Source organism: Mesorhizobium sp. M2E.F.Ca.ET.209.01.1.1 (genome assembly GCF_004010375.2).
Lineage (GTDB): Bacteria > Pseudomonadota > Alphaproteobacteria > Rhizobiales > Rhizobiaceae > Mesorhizobium.
In genome coordinates this window covers 41000-55664 of the sequence record NZ_SADP02000013.1, presented here as the reverse complement: position 1 = coordinate 55664, position 14665 = coordinate 41000, and the positions used below count along the sequence as shown (strand labels likewise).

General features: G+C 63.4%; 20 protein-coding genes. 11 read left to right on the top strand and 9 right to left on the bottom strand.

Going from position 1 to position 14665, the window contains the following annotated elements; all coding sequences use genetic code 11:
• Positions 1-78: 78 nt before the first annotated feature.
• Positions 79-570 (bottom strand): MarR family transcriptional regulator, encoded by a 492-nt coding sequence (locus tag EN852_RS22680; RefSeq protein WP_127866274.1) that lies wholly within the window; start codon positions 568-570, stop codon positions 79-81.
• 94 nt (positions 571-664) lie between these two features.
• On the opposite strand from EN852_RS22680, the gene EN852_RS40930 reads away from it, so the two are divergent.
• On the top strand, positions 665-832 hold the full coding sequence (locus EN852_RS40930) for a hypothetical protein (protein ID WP_164772138.1): 168 nt from the start codon (positions 665-667) through the stop codon (positions 830-832).
• Positions 833-912: 80 nt separating this feature from the next.
• Here the strand turns inward: EN852_RS40930 and EN852_RS22675 are convergent, their stop codons facing one another.
• The 3 genes from EN852_RS22675 to EN852_RS22670 form a co-directional block, all read right to left on the bottom strand.
• Entirely contained in the window at positions 913-2352 is a 1440-nt protein-coding gene (locus EN852_RS22675) for a GMC family oxidoreductase (protein WP_127877189.1), read from the bottom strand.
• A complete protein-coding gene (locus tag EN852_RS40925) occupies positions 2349-2522 on the bottom strand; it encodes a hypothetical protein (RefSeq protein ID WP_181592077.1) in 174 nt (57 codons plus the stop codon). Before EN852_RS40925 ends, EN852_RS22675 begins: the two co-directional genes overlap by 4 nt.
• A gap of 172 nt (positions 2523-2694) precedes the next feature.
• Positions 2695-3456 carry a GGDEF domain-containing protein gene (locus EN852_RS22670; RefSeq protein ID WP_127877187.1) on the bottom strand — a complete coding sequence of 254 codons (762 nt, stop codon included), beginning with the start codon at positions 3454-3456 and terminating at the stop codon, positions 2695-2697.
• Between the two features lie 149 nt (positions 3457-3605).
• Here EN852_RS22670 and EN852_RS22665 point away from each other — a divergent pair, with 149 nt between their 5' ends.
• Positions 3606-4313, top strand: coding sequence for a pyrimidine 5'-nucleotidase (locus tag EN852_RS22665; RefSeq protein WP_127877185.1), 708 nt, complete (start codon positions 3606-3608; stop codon positions 4311-4313).
• Here EN852_RS22665 and EN852_RS40920 read toward each other — a convergent pair.
• From EN852_RS40920 to EN852_RS40915, 3 genes are all read right to left on the bottom strand, one after another.
• Positions 4261-4713 (bottom strand): hypothetical protein, encoded by a 453-nt coding sequence (locus EN852_RS40920; protein WP_189546109.1) that lies wholly within the window; start codon positions 4711-4713, stop codon positions 4261-4263. The genes EN852_RS22665 and EN852_RS40920 overlap by 53 nt on opposite strands.
• On the bottom strand, positions 4713-5165 hold the full coding sequence (locus tag EN852_RS22655; RefSeq protein WP_127877183.1) for a hypothetical protein: 453 nt from the start codon (positions 5163-5165) through the stop codon (positions 4713-4715). Before EN852_RS22655 ends, EN852_RS40920 begins: the two co-directional genes overlap by 1 nt.
• 177 nt (positions 5166-5342) lie before the next feature.
• The gene (locus tag EN852_RS40915) at positions 5343-5759 is read right to left on the bottom strand and encodes a hypothetical protein (RefSeq protein ID WP_189401438.1); all 417 of its coding nucleotides are present in this window, start codon (positions 5757-5759) and stop codon (positions 5343-5345) included.
• A gap of 353 nt (positions 5760-6112) precedes the next feature.
• On the opposite strand from EN852_RS40915, the gene EN852_RS22645 reads away from it, so the two are divergent.
• Together EN852_RS22645 and EN852_RS22640 are read left to right on the top strand one after the other, a co-directional pair.
• Positions 6113-6715: a sensor histidine kinase gene (locus EN852_RS22645; protein WP_246694357.1), complete on the top strand. Its 603-nt coding sequence runs from the start codon at positions 6113-6115 to the stop codon at positions 6713-6715.
• Positions 6716-7091: 376 nt separating this feature from the next.
• On the top strand, positions 7092-7715 hold the full coding sequence (locus tag EN852_RS22640) for a response regulator transcription factor (protein ID WP_246694352.1): 624 nt from the start codon (positions 7092-7094) through the stop codon (positions 7713-7715).
• Between the two features lie 112 nt (positions 7716-7827).
• On the opposite strand, the gene EN852_RS22635 is transcribed toward EN852_RS22640, so the two are convergent.
• A complete protein-coding gene (locus EN852_RS22635) occupies positions 7828-8673 on the bottom strand; it encodes an LOG family protein (protein ID WP_127866268.1) in 846 nt (281 codons plus the stop codon).
• 144 nt (positions 8674-8817) lie between these two features.
• On the opposite strand from EN852_RS22635, the gene dapD reads away from it, so the two are divergent.
• The 3 genes from dapD to EN852_RS22620 all read left to right on the top strand — a co-directional run bounded on the left by dapD (position 8818) and on the right by EN852_RS22620 (position 10879).
• Entirely contained in the window at positions 8818-9672 is an 855-nt protein-coding gene (gene dapD / locus EN852_RS22630; RefSeq protein ID WP_127877177.1) for a 2,3,4,5-tetrahydropyridine-2,6-dicarboxylate N-succinyltransferase, read from the top strand.
• Positions 9673-9798: 126 nt separating this feature from the next.
• Complete coding sequence (locus EN852_RS22625) at positions 9799-10170, top strand: DUF805 domain-containing protein (protein ID WP_189546105.1); 372 nt, start codon at positions 9799-9801, stop codon at positions 10168-10170.
• 7 nt (positions 10171-10177) lie between these two features.
• On the top strand, positions 10178-10879 hold the full coding sequence (locus EN852_RS22620; protein ID WP_112128932.1) for a hypothetical protein: 702 nt from the start codon (positions 10178-10180) through the stop codon (positions 10877-10879).
• Between the two features lie 76 nt (positions 10880-10955).
• Here EN852_RS22620 and EN852_RS22615 read toward each other — a convergent pair whose 3' ends face one another.
• Positions 10956-11990, bottom strand: coding sequence for a 2-dehydropantoate 2-reductase (locus tag EN852_RS22615; RefSeq protein WP_127877173.1), 1035 nt, complete (start codon positions 11988-11990; stop codon positions 10956-10958).
• 184 nt (positions 11991-12174) lie between these two features.
• Here EN852_RS22615 and dapE point away from each other — a divergent pair, with 184 nt between their 5' ends.
• The 4 genes from dapE (at position 12175) to EN852_RS22595 (ending at position 14660) form a co-directional block, all read left to right on the top strand.
• On the top strand, positions 12175-13374 hold the full coding sequence (gene dapE / locus EN852_RS22610; protein WP_127877171.1) for a succinyl-diaminopimelate desuccinylase: 1200 nt from the start codon (positions 12175-12177) through the stop codon (positions 13372-13374).
• 2 nt (positions 13375-13376) lie between these two features.
• Entirely contained in the window at positions 13377-13982 is a 606-nt protein-coding gene (locus EN852_RS22605) for a transporter (protein ID WP_127877405.1), read from the top strand.
• Between the two features lie 82 nt (positions 13983-14064).
• Entirely contained in the window at positions 14065-14346 is a 282-nt protein-coding gene (locus tag EN852_RS22600; protein ID WP_127877169.1) for a type II toxin-antitoxin system ParD family antitoxin, read from the top strand.
• Positions 14343-14660, top strand: coding sequence for a type II toxin-antitoxin system RelE/ParE family toxin (locus tag EN852_RS22595; RefSeq protein ID WP_127877167.1), 318 nt, complete (start codon positions 14343-14345; stop codon positions 14658-14660). The genes EN852_RS22600 and EN852_RS22595 overlap by 4 nt, the downstream gene beginning before the upstream one ends.
• Positions 14661-14665: the final 5 nt, after the last annotated feature.

Sequence of the window (14665 nt, the reverse complement as noted above, 5' to 3'; positions counted from 1 at the left end):
GGTCGGTTTTCGCCCAACCGACGTTTCAGGGCGGTTCAGCTGCCGGAAGGCTGCTGGGCCGCTTTGCTCGTTCGGGGTTCAATCCGCCTTATCGGGCTCGGCCTTGATCCTGGCCAGCTGCTCGCTCTGCAGGTCCAGCGCGGCATTGATGAAGCGCAGCACGGTCTCGATCTCGGCATCGCTGAAACTCGCCACCATCTTCTCGCCTTCCCGCGCGATCGCGCCGTAATAGCGCTCCGACAGGTCCCTGGTCAGTTCGGTCGCCTCGATCACCACCTTGCGCCTGTCCTCCAGGCTGCGGGTGCGGGTGACGTAGCCGCGCGCCTCCAGCCGGTCGATCAGCGCCGTCACGGCCGCCGGTGTCAGTCCGGTCGCAGCCGCCACGGCGCCCGCCGATTGCGGCCCGGCATAAAGCAGGCCGAGGCAGTGCCGCTCGGCCGCAATCAGCCCGAGCCGCGCCCCCACCGCCTCATCATAGGCCTGGGTGGCGTCCTGCCAGCGCATGACTGCAAGGCTGAGAGCCTTGGTCATCTCGTCGCGTTTCGTGCTTGACGAATTTATTTCGATCATCTAACTATCAATCTGTCTAACATTTAGACTATCATATCAATATGCGATGACGCTTTTGCAAGGCAAGGGCAAAGTCGCCGACAAGGAGTGAATAATGAGCTTGATCCAACAGCGCACCCCCCTCTCGAACGAGGAGGAATACAAATACGCCAAGCTGGCGATGGAATGGTATGGCTGGGGCTCACCCATCGGCCTCGGCATCCTGCTGGTGGCGCTTGCGGCCGCGGCCGTGCTGGTGCGCATCGCCGTCTACGGCCTCTGAGCGAAGTCGCAATTTCCCCAAAAGCGCCAGAGCGGCGCCGGCTGCCAGTCCAGGCGTCGGCGCCGCCGGCGTCTCGGAGATCAGACGGCGATCAGCTTGCCGAGGTGCTCGCCCAGGCGGCAGGCGAGCGCGGTGATGGTGGTCGTCGGGTTGCACTGGCCCGACGTGCAGAACACCGAGGAGCCGCCGACATAGAGATTGTCCATGCCGTGCACCTTGCAATTGGCGTCGACGACGCTCTTCAGGACATCGGTGCCCATACGGGTGCCGCCCATATGGTGGTGGCCGGCCGTCTCCTCGTTGGTCGGGTAATCGGCGCCATTGCTGATCCAGTCGTCGATGCGGACGCGGCCGAGATTCTTCTGCGCCATCGTCGTGCCGAAGAGCCTCAGCCCCTCGAGCAGCGTGCGGCGCTCGAGCGCCGACTTCTTCCAGTGCAGTTCGATGCGCGGCACGCCGGCGTGATCGACATCGGTCTTCGACAGCTCTATCTGGTTCGAGGCGAGCGGCACCTGCTCCCAGGCGACATAGAGCTGGGCGGCGCAGCGCAGCCTCTGGTCCAGTTGAGAAGACATCCACTCCGCCATGTTCGGCGCGGTGCAGGCAAGGTCGGCGATCAGCTTCTTGACATTGGGATAGGGGCTCTCGATCAGGCGGATGCCGAAATTCATGATCTGCAGCCGCTCCATCGCGGCAAGCGTCGGCGAGAAGAAGGCTTCGTTCGAGGCGTCGACCTCGAATTCCGAGTAGTTGGCAAGAATGGCGTTGCCGCCCTCGAAGGTCGGGTGCTCCATCCAGTAGCGGCCGAGCGCCGTTGCATTCGGCACCACGCCGCCATTCGAGCGCTCGTTCGACCACAACAGCAGCCGCGAGTTCTCCAGCCCGCCGGTACAGGTGACGAAATAGTCCGCGCTGTAGGTGCCGGCGTCCTGGCCGTTCGACCACAGCTTCGCGCCGGTGACGCGCTTGCCGTCGCCGATAAGCTCGGTCGCATAGGTGTTGAGCACGACGGCGATGTTTTTGCTCTGGTCAAGCTCGTCGGCATATTTCTCGGCAAAACGAACCGCCGGGCTCTTGATCAATTGCACCCAGCGGATGTCGTCCGAAACCTGGGCGTCCGGACGGAACGCCGGAAGCTCGAGGATGTCGTGGACTTCGCCAAGATAGGGCTCGATGTCGGCGCGGCTGATCGGCCAGCCGGTGTCCGGCGCCCAGGCCTTGGGCTCGAAGTCTTGGCTGTCGAGCACGCGGCACCAGCCTGCCCAGTGGTTGGACGAGCCGCCCATGAAGCGCAGCCTGGTGATGTCGAGGTCGAAATAGAAATCGCCGACCGTCTTGCCGCGGTAGAAATCCTGCGACTCGTCGCTGAACTCGCGCGAGCCCGCCTCCAGGACGACGACCGGGATGCCGGCGGCGCCCAGCTTCCTGGCGATCGTCGTGCCGGCCGGGCCGGAGCCGAGGATGCAGGCCCTGGGTTTGAAGCCGGCCTGCTTGTAGGCTTCATAGCTGTCGAAGATCATGCGAGGTCGCTCCGCCGCAGGATCCATCCGTTGATCTCGACGATTTCATCGCGGTCGATCTCGTCAGGGTTGGCAGGGGCCGGCTGGTTGCGGAACAGCGACAGGGCGGGCAAAGCGATCAACGCCTGCACGATCGCGCGGCGCGACATTTTTCTTATGAACCTGCTCATGACACGTCTCTCGATAGGGGCCTCGATCCACGCATGCCGTTCCTGAACGGCACACATGCCGCCGAGGAGGCCAATTCCGTGCCAAACCAGGGTGAAGACGGCGTTACACCCGGAAGTTTAGCGCGGTTGAATATGGACATGGTTAGGGCTTTCCTAACGCTGCGGCGAATCTTCAGGCCGCTTCCGGAAGCTCGCGGTCGAGAATCGAAAGGTTGCGGCCACGGTTCTTTGCCTCATAGAGCCTGCGGTCGGCCGCGCGCATCAAATCGGAAACGGTCGCGTTCTCGCCGCAGCTTATGCCTCCGATCGAGACAGTGAGCGTCACGGTGCGCTCGTCGCCAGGGCGGAACCGGATCAGCTCGACCTCGCGGCGGATGCGTTCGGCGACGTGCTTGGCCTCATGCTCGCTGGCACCTACCAGGAAAGCCGCGAATTCCTCGCCGCCAATGCGGCCGAGCACATCGCCGCTGCGCACGCCGCGTTCGATCGCGCCGGCGATCAGAAGCAGCGCTTCGTCCCCCGTCAAATGGCCGTAGCTGTCATTGATCCTCTTGAAGTGATCGGCGTCGATGATGAGCAGCGCGCCGCGATCGCTCTTGCGCCGCGACCCGTCGAGCGCGGCAAAGAAGGTTTCGCGGTTGAGCATGCCGGTCATGTCGTCGCGGCTTGCCTTTTCGGAGAGGCGCCTGTGCGCGGCGGCGAGCTGCGCGTGGGCACGGGCAAGCTCGCGATGGGCGTTCTGCAGCCGGTCGCTGTGCCAGAAGGTGCCGGCGCTGGCGGCCCAGGCGAGCATGAGCGGGCACACCGTCGATGCCAGCCAGATGGTGCGGCTCATCGGAAAGCCCATTGCCGGAACCACAATCAGCGTCAACAACAGCGAGACAGCGACCGAAGCGAATGCTACGGTAGCGGCCTTTAGAAATATGCGACTCATCACTTGCTCCCAAGGGATAGCCTGTGTGCCAGCAAGCGCTAAAGGCGACCTTTCCGGAACTTTTAAAATTTGAAGCGAGAAGCCATTTTCACAATTCTTGACGCGCATAAGTTGTGGATAAATTCAGCGTCGGCATGCCATAAGAAACCATGACAATGACACCCGATCCCGCCCGCTTTGCCCATGTCACGGACTGGGTGTTCGACCTCGACAACACGCTCTATCCGCATCACTCGAACCTGTTCGCGCAGATCGATGTGAAGATGACCGCCTATGTCGGCGAGCTGCTGACGCTTTCGCGCGATGAGGCGCGCAAGCTGCAGAAGGAACTTTACCTGGAATACGGCACGACGCTGAACGGGCTGATGAAGCGGCACGGCATCGATCCCGACGATTTCCTCGAGAAGGTGCACGACATCGACTATTCGCGGCTGGTGCCTGATCCAGTGCTGGGCGCGGCGATCCGCCAGCTTCCGGGGCGCAAATTCATCTTCACCAATGGCGACCGCAGGCATGCCGAGCGCACCGCGCGCCAGCTGGGCATTTTAGAGCATTTCGATGCCATCTTCGACATCATCGCGGCGGGGCTGAACCCCAAGCCGGAGCGCCAGACCTATGAACGCTTCGCCGAATTGCACTCGGTGACCGGGCACAACGCGGTGATGTTCGAGGATCTGGCGCGCAATCTGGCCGTGCCGAAATCGCTCGGCATGACGACCGTGCTGGTGGTGCCGCGCAATTTCGAACCGACCTTTTCGGAGATATGGGAACGCGACCCGGCAAACGAGGACGACGTCGATTTCGTCACCGACGATCTCGCCGGCTTCCTGACCGCGATCGTCGACGTGGCGGCCTGACCAAGTCCGGATTGCCGGCGGCTCCCGTGCCGTTGCCGTTGCCGTCGGACGCGTAGCCATTGCCGTGGCCGTTGCCGCAATTGGCGTTGCCGTTGAAGCTGCCGCCATTGAAATTGCCGCTGAAGCTCCCGGCATTGCCGTTGCCGTTGAAGTTGCCGCTGTTGCCGTTGCCGTTGAAGTTGCCGGTATTCCCATTGCCGTTGAAATTTCCGGTGTTGCCAAGGCCGTTGGCGACATCGGCCCCGATCGGAAGGTCGGCGATCCTGACCAGGGTCGAGGCATCGGCGGCCAGCAACGCGGCAAGCAGGGTGCCGAGAGCGAGGCCGTTGCCATCGAGCAGCCTCGCCGCCACCCGGCGCTCGCGCGGCCTGGCGGGCGTGGATGATTTCAGGCCGGACATCAGCGGTTCCCCCGGCCGTTGAAGTTGCCGTTGAAGGCGCCGACATTGCCGTTGCCGTTGAACGACCCGCCGTTGAAGTTGCCATTGCCGGCGCCGATGTTGGCGTTGCCGTTATATTCGCCGGTGTTGCCGTTGCCGTTGAAGGCGCCGATGTTGCCGTTGCCGCTCGTCGTCGAGGTATTGTCGTTGCCGTTGAACGCGCCGACATTGCCGGTACCGCTGTTGAAGGCGCCGACATTGCCGCTGCCGCTGTTCTTGTAGCCGAGATTGCCACCGAAATTGCCGAGCGGATCCATGCCCCTGACGTCCGAGCCGATAGCCTGGCCGTATTTGCCGACCGCCGCCTGGACGGCCGACCTGCCGAAGGCCTGGCTGCCCGTCGCGGTGTCGGCTTTCGCCGCGGGTGCGCTCAACAACCCCAGGCATAGCGCCGGTATGACGTAGCGTTTCATCTGCGAGCTCCTTCCATGGCTTTGCTTTTGAAATTGGAACCTGTCGCGAAAAGGACTGGGACCGCCGGCGACATGTCGCGATAGCCTTGCGCGGGGGACGGGCGCGTGGCTCGGCGGTCCCAGAGCCATCAGCGTCTTTCCAAACTGAAGCTTGGCGACGCTGGCGGTTGGACGGCGCTAGTGATTTGCGTTGCCGTTTCCGTTGCCGTTGCCGGCGCCCCAGTTGCCGTTGCCGTTGGCATTTCCGTTTCCGAAGCCCCAGTTCCCGTTGCCGTTCAGGTTGCCGTTGCCGAGGCCGAAATTGCCGTTGCCGTTGCCGTTGCCGTTCGCGACGCCGGCATTCAGGTTGCCGTTATAGTTGCCGTTGAAGGCGCCCATATTGGCGTTGCCGTTCCCGTTGCCGTTGCCGAAGCCGAAATTGCCATTGCCGTTGAAGTTGCCGTTGAAGGCGCCGGTATTGGCGTTGCCATTGCCGTTGCCGTTGCCGACGCCGACATTGCCGTTGCCGTTGCCATTGCCGCTACCGATCGAAAGCGCGGATGCCGAACCGGTCAGAGCCGACAGCACGGCCGCGGCCAGGATGATCTTTCTCATGACGTTCTCCTTCGTTTGCGTTGAGCTTCCCGGGCAATCCAAGGTGACCGGGAGGACGCTCGAAGGATGCACGCAGAAATAGTGGCGATACATTCGGGCTGATCGGCAGGCGCTGTCGGTTTTTCTGCTGATCCCGGTGTCAGGAAAAGTTGAAGCAATCAGGAAAAAACTGACAGGCATAAGCATCTGGCGGGTGTATGCTGCGCTGACATTCATGCCTTTTCTCGCCGACCCGCGGGTGGCTTGCGACCCCCGCGACGGCAATGGGAAGAGAAAGGTTGATGTGGGCGGGTATGACTACAGGCAAGGACGATAGGGCCCTGCGCCGTAGGCTTGCACGGCGCTTGATCGCCGTGCAGGAAGAGCAGCGCCTGCGCCTGTCGCGAGAGCTGCATGACGACCTCGGCCAGATGCTGGCCAGTGTCGCGCTGGAATTGCACAACGTACGTGCCGGCACGGAAGGGATGGACGGCCGTCTCGAGCGCGCTGCGATGCTTGTCGATCGGCTCAGCGCCAAGGTGCATGACGCTGCCTGGAACCTGCGTCCCGCCGACCTCGATCGTCTCGGCCTGCGCGCTTCGGTCGAGGATCTGGCGACAATGCTTTGCAGCCAGCTCGGCATTCCATGCGAGATGGATCTCGAAGCCCTTTCGAACCCGCTGCCCGCCGAGACCGCGCTCACGCTTTATCGTGTCGCGCAGGAGGCGCTTACCAATATCGGCAAGCATGCCCAGCCAAGCCGGATAAGCGTAACGGCCCATATCCAGGACGATCGAATGCGCCTAACAATCGAGGATGATGGCCGCGGCTTTGACGGCCGCGCCGAACTCGGTCCGGGCCACCTGGGACTTGCCGGAATGCGGGAGCGGCTGGCGCTGGTCGGCGGTGAATTGACGGTCGAAACCGCCACGATGAAAGGGACTACCGTTTACGCGGATGTGCCGTTGGCACATTGAAAAGTGGGAGACTGCGCTTTCCAAGGACAGTCTGATGGGTGGGGAAATAGCGTTTTGGCTTCGGGCCTGGTCCGTCGCGTCTCGCCAGGTGTGAAGTTTTGCACCCAATTCGGATAGCAAAACCGCGACCTCCTTTCCTAAACTCGTCTACGTGAAGCGCTGCACATCCCGGACATTGGTCCCGACTTACAATTCGGGCTCATGGGGTTAGGCGGGGGATGGCTTACCCGTTGCGGCCGTTTAAGGCCTGAGGAAGACGGGCGTCCCGCGCCAGGCGGGGCAGTTGCCTAGACCATCAAGGACAAGAGGACCCTTTCCGCGTGACAGGGCCTTTGACAGACTGATGGAGGTTAAGGTGCGCTGCAGGCGGATATTTTTGGTCGACGACCACCCGATCATGCTGTCGGGGGTTGGGGCGATGATCAACAGCCAGGACGATCTGACGGTCGTCGGCCTGGCCGGGAATGTCGAGGATGCCCTTGAAGGGATCGGCAAGACGCTGCCCGATGTCGCCGTGGTCGATATATCGCTTCCCGGGGACAGCGGGATCACGCTGATCGAAAAGCTGGGCGAGCGATTTCCGGAGGTCAGCTGCATAGCATTGACGGCGCATGAGGACCCCGGCTGCCTGCGCCAGGTGCTTGCGGCCGGTGGCCGCGGCTTCGTGGTCAAGCGCGCGACCGCGACGGACCTCTTGCAGGCGATCCGATGCGTGCTGGCCGGTGAAAATTATGTCGATCCCGCACTCGCGGCGCGCATCCTGAGCCCGCGCAGCGCCCCGCAGGGCGATCCGGGCAATCTCAGCCAACGGGAGCGGTCGGTGATCCAGCTGGTGGCGCTCGGCTACAGCAACAAGGAAATCTCGTCCCGGCTCAACCTCAGCATCAAGACGATCGAAACCTACCGCACCAGGGCGTCCGAGAAGCTCGAGCTCCGCTCGCGGGCGGCCATTGTGCGCTTCGCGCACTCGAATGGCTGGCTGGCCGAGTTGCCGGTATAAGCGGACCGAGCCGGGATGCCGTCCCGAATAGAGGAATTGAAGAACTGGAGAACAGACGAACGATCCGGACGTCCTTTTTCCTCAATTCTTCAGTTCTTCAATTCATCAGTTCCTAATCCCCCAACTTGTAGAAGCGTCGGATGATGTCCCAGGCTTCCTCGGCGGTGTCGACGAAATCGATGATGTCCTGATCGCCGGGCGAGATCGTGCCCTGCTCGGCGAGGAAATCGAGGTCGATCACCCTTCGCCAGAAGGCCTTGCCGAACAGGATCACCGGCACCCGCTCCATGCGCCCCGTCTGGATCAGGGTCAGCGTCTCGAAGAACTCGTCCATCGTGCCGAAGCCGCCCGGAAACACGGCGACCGCCTTGGCGCGCATGACGAAATGCATCTTGCGGATGGCGAAGTAGTGGAAGTTGAAGCAGAGCTCCGGCGTGACGTAGGCGTTGGGCGCCTGCTCGTGCGGCAGCACGATGTTCAAACCGATCGACGGAGCGCCGACATCATCGGCGCCGCGGTTGCCCGCCTCCATGACGCCAGGCCCGCCGCCGGTGACGACGACATATTCACGATAATAGGAGGTGGCCGATTGCTGCGAGCACAGACGGGCGAATTTGCGCGCTTCCTCGTAGTATTTGCTGTTCGCCTCGAGGTTCTTCTTCTGCGTCTCGTTCTTGGCCGCCCAGGCTTCGCCGCCCGGCTCGGGCAAGCGGGCGCCGCCGAACAGGATCACGGTCGAGCGGATGCCGCGTTCGGCCAGGATCATCTCCGGCTTCAAGAGCTCGAGCTGCAGCCGCACGGCGCGCAATTCGCGCCGCGTCATGAAGTCCGGATCGTTCCAGGCGAGCCGGTAGGTCTCGGCCCGAGTCTGCGGGGTGTCCGGCACGCTTTTCGCGCGTTCCAGGTCCTCGTCCGAATGCGGCAGCGGCGTCCACCCCGCCTTTTCCATGGGAGTCATCGAATCCACCCGTCCAATTCCCTTAACTGCGCCGTCCCGTGACGCTGGCGCGATTGACCCTCATTAAGCCTTAACATAGGGTCCGCGCGACTTTTAAACAGGTTAAGGCTGAGCCCCTTAACAGCTTGGTAATGGAGCGAAATCATGTCGAAGCCCGATCTGGCGAGCCTCGAAACGACCATCGAAAAGGCTTTCGAGGAGCGCGAGGCGATTTCGACGGCGACGCGCGGTGAGCCGCGCGAGGCCATCCAGACGGCGCTCGACCTGCTCGACCGCGGTGTCGCCCGGGTCGCGGAGCGGCAGGACGACGGCAAGTGGCATGTCAACCAGTGGCTGAAGAAGGCGGTGCTGCTCTCCTTCCGGCTGAACCCCATGGAGATCATCAAGGGCGGCCCCGGCCAGGCGGTCTGGTGGGACAAGGTGCCGTCGAAGTTCGACGGCTGGAGCGCGGTCGACTTCGAGAAGGCCGGCTTCCGCGCCGTGCCGTCCTCCATCGTGCGCCGCTCGGCCTATGTCGCGCCGGGCGCCGTGCTGATGCCGTCCTTCGTCAATGTCGGCGCCTATGTCGATTCGGGCACGATGGTCGACACCTGGGCCTCGGTCGGCTCCTGCGCCCAGATCGGCAAGAACGTGCATCTTTCCGGCGGCGTCGGCATCGGCGGCGTGCTGGAGCCGATGCAGGCCGGACCGACCATCATCGAGGACAATTGCTTCATCGGCGCGCGCTCGGAAGTGGTCGAAGGCTGCATCGTGCGCGAAGGCTCCGTTCTCGGCATGGGCGTGTTCATCGGGCAGTCAACGAAGATCGTCGACCGCGCCACCGGCGAGGTGTTCTACGGCGAGGTGCCGGCAAACTCGGTGGTCGTCGCCGGATCGCTGCCGGGCAAGCCGCTGCCCAATGGCGAGCCGGGTCCGAGCCTCTACTGCGCCGTCATCGTCAAGCGCGTCGACGCCAAGACCCGTTCCAAGACCTCGATCAACGAATTGCTGCGCGATTGATCCTGCCTAAAGCGCGTCGCGATCTTTCAGATTCGCTCCCCGCGCTTTAGGTTTTTGATCTTGCGCATGTCTTTGTCCCGAAACCGGTTCCCACTTTCGGGAGACATGCTTACGGAGCGGACGCGATTGTCTGAAAAATCGCAATTCTTCTGGCTGTTCTTCAGCCTTTCGGGGCGGCTGAGCCCGGTCGCCTATGCGCTGGCCGGGGTTTTGCTGGTGCTCGTCCAGTTTTTCCCGTTCTACCAGTTCGCGCGAGCGGAGCTGAACACCACCGCCAGTCAGAACTGGGCCATGATATGCTGGGGCGTGCTGCTGATCTCGGCCTGGGCCACCTTCGCGGTGACGGCAAAGCGCTTCCATGATTTCGGCAAGCCGACCTATTTTGCGCTAATCTCGCTCATCATCGGTCCCATCCTGCTCATCGTCCTCTCCTGTTTCCGCAGCGATCCCGGACCGAATCGTTACGGCAGGCGCACCAACGCGCCGGCCGATCCGTGAGGCCGTCATGCGCTATCGCGCGCTCGATCCGCAACTGATCATCGAGACGGCCGAAAGGCTGGAGGGGCGGATCGGCGAGCGTTTTCCGGATGCCGGCCTGCGCGGCGTCGCCGCCGAGCTGGTGTCGCTGTCGCGGGACCTCGCCAAGGCAGCCAGGGAACTGGAGACGCCGATCTGGTGGCTGCGCGGCGTCATCATCGCGGCCTTCATCGCCGGCGTGGCGGTGTTCCTGTTCGTCGGCACGATCCTGCCGCTCGACCGCATCTCGGGCGCCGATGACGCCGTGCAGTCGATGCAAGGCATCGAGGCGACGATCAATACGGTGATCCTGGCCGTGCTCGGGCTGCTGGCGCTGGTCCGCACCGAGGAGCGGATCAAGCGCAAGAAGGTGTTCCGCCAGTTGCACGGGCTGCGCTCGCTGATCCATGTCATCGACATGCACCAGCTGACCAAGGACCCGGCTGCGCTGTCGGCCGAGTTCAAGCCGACCGCGCACTCGCCCGCCCGCATCACCAACGCCGCGGACCTTGCGCGCTATCTCGACTATTGCTCGGAGATGCTGTCGATCACCGGCAAGATCGCGGCGCTGTTCGCGCAGTCGGTCAATGACGATGTCGTCATCGACGGGGTCAACGACATCGAGAATCTGAGCTCCAACCTGTCGCGCAAGATCTGGCAGAAGATCACGCTGATCGAGGGCCGCCGCTAGAGCGTTTCACCGTTTCACGGAAACAGCGAACCGCTCTATCTTTCTGTTTTGACGCAATTCCTGACGGAAAACCGCGTCACACTTTTCCTGGAATTGCTCTGACCTTCTGGGCAGCCAGCTTCGGCGGGCCGCGCTTTTCCGCTTCGGCCTGACGCACCAGAGCCACGACCCGTTCGTTCATCGGCGTCGGGATGCCGGCTTGCCTGGCCAGGCGAATGACCGCGCCCTGCAATTCATCGATCTCGGTCTGGCGGCCGCGTTTGAGATCGTCCCACATCGACGAGCGGGCTTCGGGATCGATCGCCAGCATGCGGCGCGCCAGGAGGCCGAACAGCCAGTCGGGCAGCCGCAGCACTTTCGGCAGCAGCGCCGGCGGCAGGCCGGTGATGCGCGCCGGCGCGATCCCCGCCGCCTTCATCGCGGCGAGCGCCTCGTCGATCTGGGCGGCCAGGATCACGCGCCAGCTGCGGTCGGCCAGTTGCCTCGCCAGCGGCAGGTCGGAGAGCGCCACCAGGGCATTGTTGAGGTTCATCAGCAGTTTGCTCCACTGCACCGCCTTCATGTCGGTGCGCGCTTCGACGGGAAGCCCGTCGACATCGAGCAGGTCGGCGAGGCCATCGACGCCCTGGTCGATCATCACCTCGCCCTGGCTGGCGCGATGAACGCGAAACGGCAGCTCGCCGTCCGGCGACTGGACGACGTTGAACATCACCATGCCGGTCAGCACCCGCCGTCCAGCGAGCGCGGCGCGCAGCCTGTCGGCATTGTCCACGCCGTTCTGCAGGCTGACCACCACGGCATCCGGGCGCCCGTGGGCGGCGATCAGCTTCGCCATTTCCCCGGTCGCGCCGCTCTTCACCGCCACCAGGACGACGTCCGCCTCGCGCAACGCGATCGCCGGATCGTCGGTGGCTGAAATCGCTTGCGCCTCGACGCGGCGGTCGCGGCCGTCAAGATCGCTGATCCGCAGTCCGCCCTGGCGCGTGGTCTCGACGAGGCGGCCGCGGCCGAGGAAAACAACCTTGCGTCCGGCGAGCACCAGGCAGCCGCCGACATAGCAGCCGATGCTGCCGGCGCCGGCTATCGCGATGGTGCTTGTTTTGCTGGCCATGCATTTGTCCCCGCTTGGCGTCCTCGCCTGGCTCCCGACTTGCCAGCCGCATGTCGGTCTCCCGACCGCTGCACACGTCCAGGCGACATGCATTTATACGTGATGAAAACCATATTGTCGGCGGCATGACCGGCGATCATCTGCCACCGTGACACGACAAACGCTTTCGACTATCGCTTTGCCCATGACATTGCCGACCGATCCCGCCGCGAATCTTGCCGCCCTGATCCGCTGTCCGTCCGTGACACCCGCAGAAGGTGGGGCGCTTGCCGCGCTGGAGCAGATGCTGAAGCCGCTCGGCTTCTCGGTCGAACGTCCAATCTTCTCGGAAGATGGCACGCCGGACATCGAGAACCTCTATGCGCGGCGCTCGGGCAACGGCCCGCATCTGATGTTTGCCGGCCATACCGATGTCGTGCCTGTGGGGGACGAATCGGCATGGACGCATCCCCCCTTCGCCGCCGAAATCGCCAAAGGCGAGATGTATGGCCGCGGCGCCGTCGACATGAAGGGCGGCATCGCCTGCTTCATCGCCGCGGTGGCGCGCCACGTGGAGAAAAACGGCGGCCCGAAAGGCTCGGTCTCGCTGCTCATCACCGGCGACGAGGAAGGACCGGCGATCAACGGGACCACCAAGCTTCTCGACTGGGCGGCGGCCAAGGGCGAGAAGTGGGATGCTTCGATCGTCGGCGAGCCGACCAATCCGGATGCGCTGGGCGACATGATCAAGATCGGACGGCGCGGCTCGCTGTCTGGCACCGTGACCGTGAACGGACGCCAGGGCCATGCCGCCTATCCGCAGCTTGCCGATAACCCGGTGCGCGGGCTGATGAGCCTCGTCGACGCGCTGCTGCATCCCGTGTTCGACAAGGGAACCAAGGATTTCCAGCCGACCAATCTCGAAGTGACGTCGATCGATGTTGGCAATCCGGCGACCAATGTCATCCCGGCCAAGGCGACGGCGACGTTCAACATCCGCTTCAACGACACATGGGACGCCGAAACGATACAGGCCGAGATCCACAACCGGCTCGACCAGGCGGCGGGGCGCAAGAAGTACCGGCCGGGCAAGAAGACGCCGGTCGACTATGAGCTTGTCTGGCGCGACCGGCCGAGCCATGTCTTCCTCACCCGCGACGACAGGCTGATCGATACGCTGAGCAGCTCGGTCAAGGCGGTGGTCGGCAAGACGCCGGCGCTCTCCACCTCCGGCGGCACGTCGGACGCGCGCTTCATCAAGGATTACTGCCCGGTGGTCGAGTTCGGGCTGGTCGGCAAGACCATGCATATGGTGGACGAGCGCGTCGCGCTTGCCGACCTCGAGACGCTTACGCAGATCTATGAACGCTTCATCGAAGACTGGTTCGCAAAAGGCCTTTCGTGACCATGCTATCGGCGGACGAAACCTACGCTTCGCTAGCCGGCGCCTGGCGGCTGATGTTCGGCAAGACTGACGGGCTGCGCCTGCTCGACCTTTCGGCGGACGGTTTCTGGAACTCCTTCTTCGCCATCGTCGTGGCAGCGCCGGCGCTGATCGTCGGCTGGGTCGGGATCGCCAATGAGATCGGCGATCCGGAGGCCTTCGCCGGGCGCCTCGGCATGCTGATCCGACTGGCGACGGTCGATATCGGCTCCTGGGTGCTGCCGCTGGTGGCGCTGGCGCTGGTCGCGCCGCGCGCCGGCATCGGCGGCCGTTTCGTCCACTATGTCGTTGCCTCCAACTGGGCGTCGGCGATCATCGCCTGGCTGATGCTGCCCTCGGCGCTGCTCAGGCTCTTCCTGCCTTCAACCAGCGAGGTCAGCAGCCTTGTGTCTCTGTTCCTGTTCGCGCTGTCGGCGCTGCTGACCTGGCGCATGACCAACGCGTCGATCGGCAAGGGCGCCGCGGTGGGCACCGCCGTCTTTGTCGGCATGTTCATCGCCTCGCTGCTCGTCCTGTTCGCCCTGCAGGCGCTGCTCGGCATCGACATACCGGACAGCACGACGGGCTGATCCTGACCGATTGACAAAGTCTTTCAATTCATGGGCATAGTGGTATGATAGTTTCATACCATTCTCCTCGTGGAGAGAAGCTATGTCCGCCACCGAAAAACGCACCTTCAGCCTGCCGGCGGAGCAAGCCGCCTTCATCGATCAACTCGTCCGCTCGGGCACCTATGCGACCAGCAGCGAAGTCATCCGCGCGGGGCTTCGCGCTCTTCAGGAGCGCGACGCCGCGGTGGAACGCTGGCTCCGCGAGGAAGTCGCACCGACTTATGATGCGTTGACGACAAACCCTGATAAAGTCATTTCGCCTGCGGAAATGACGGAACGTGCGCGCAAGCGCCACGAGGCCCATTCGCAGAAGAAACCGTGAAGCGCCGAGTCGTCGTCTACTCGCTTGATGCCGGCGACGATCTCGATCGCATCTACACCATTGTTGCTGAAGCCAGCAGCCCCGTCACGGCGGAGGGCTATGATCGTCGCATACGGGCGTTCTGCGAGCGTCTCGAGCATGGCTCTGAACGTGGCACGCGGCGTGATGACGTGCGGCAGGGCCTTCGCGTCGTCGGGTTTGAACGCCGGATCACCGTCGCTTTCATCGTGGAGCCTGAGCGGGTGGTGATTTTGCGCCTTTTCTATGGCGGAGCGAACTGGTCGAACGAACTCACCGGGGACGACGCCGGCTGATCGGC